The organism is Pseudomonas sp. GW704-F2, assembly GCF_059423025.1.
In genome coordinates, this window is the sequence record NZ_JBWKXO010000093.1 from 1 (window position 1) to 1,289 (window position 1,289).

The following is a 1,289-nucleotide window of genomic DNA, read 5'->3' on the forward strand; positions in this document are numbered from 1 at the left end:
GGTTCTTCACGGATTGCCGGGAAAGACGCTCTTGATCTTCATGAAAAAGAATTCGCTGTCCCGGTAACCGTACGCCATTCGTTTGATGACCTTTATTCGATTGTTTATTCCTTCCAACTGACCAGTGTGCATTGGCCAGCGTACCCGGCTCACGATGCCCCGCCAGTAGCCCTTTAGTCGCTTTGCGAACTGGATCAGTGCGGGTATTTCGCTTTCTTGAGCGTGACGCAGCCACTGCTTCCAGGCTGATCTCCAGTCCCAGGCATCGCTCGGCGCCCAGAGCATTTTGAGCTCGGCCTTCATCAAGTAGACCGTCATTAACGATTGGTTAGCGGCCAGCAGATCCTGTAAATGAACCTGCTGTTCCGGCTTTTTCAGGTTCTCCGGGTTACGCAATAGCAACCATCGCGCTTGCTTTATGATCTTTCGAGCGGGCTTGTCATGGCGCAATCGGTTCGCCTCGTCAACGCGAACACGATCAATCACTTCTCGGCCATATTTGGCGACCACATGGAAAAGGTCATAAATCACCCGTGCTTTTGGGCAGTGTTGGCGAACCTCCAGGTCATAAGCCGTGTTCATGTCCATCGCTACCGCTTCAATTCGGGCGCACCCTTCTGGCCCCAGTTCTTCGAAAAACGGTCTGACTGCCGCTCGGCTACGGCCTTCGCCGATCCAAAGCACTCGCCGAGTATCAGCGTCCAACACCACGCTGGCGTAGCGATGACCTTTGAATAACGCGAATTCGTCCATTATCAGGCGCCGTGGCTGGGCCTTGGGTAAGGCACTCAACGCCGCTTGCAGAGCGCGCCGCTCCAGCAACCGAACGGTGTCCCAGTGCAGCCCGAACATTTGCGCAACATGCAGTGTAGGAAGGCGTTCGCAGGCTTGAATAACGGCCTCTGCCAGCCGGCGCGTCATGCGGGCATAGCGATCCAGCCAACTGACGACCTCCATGCGCTTGCCACAATCACGGCAACTAACACGCCTGAGCTGCACGTTGAGGCGGACTGCGCGACCGAGAATCGGCAAGTCACGCACGACTCGATCGCAGTACTCATGAGTTGTTGAACAGAGCTTTTGGCAGCCACCACAGGTGGGAAATCGCGTGGCCTGGGGGATCAGGTCGATTTGAAGGGCGTCGCCGTCAGGTTTGATCGCAACGACAGAAAAGCCCTCCCAAAAAGGAAGGAAAGTATTAATATTGCGCATAAGAACGCCGGTTTTTTAGATGTGTTTGCTCGCACGAACATCATCCATCAAATCGGCGTTCTTGTTTCTGTGTTTCC

Annotated in this window: 2 protein-coding genes; one reads left to right on the forward strand and one right to left on the reverse strand. The window is 54.8% G+C overall.

Going from position 1 to position 1,289, the window contains the following annotated elements; translation table 11 throughout:
• Positions 1-6: 6 nt before the first annotated feature.
• Positions 7-1,158, reverse strand: coding sequence for an ISL3 family transposase (locus AC07W0_RS30885; RefSeq protein ID WP_448125582.1), 1,152 nt, complete (start codon positions 1,156-1,158; stop codon positions 7-9).
• On the opposite strand from AC07W0_RS30885, the gene AC07W0_RS30890 reads away from it, so the two are divergent.
• A partial coding sequence (locus tag AC07W0_RS30890) for a hypothetical protein (RefSeq protein ID WP_495029349.1) occupies positions 1,081-1,289 on the forward strand: 209 nt, incomplete at its 3' end. The two genes, AC07W0_RS30885 and AC07W0_RS30890, sit on opposite strands and share 78 nt — an antisense overlap.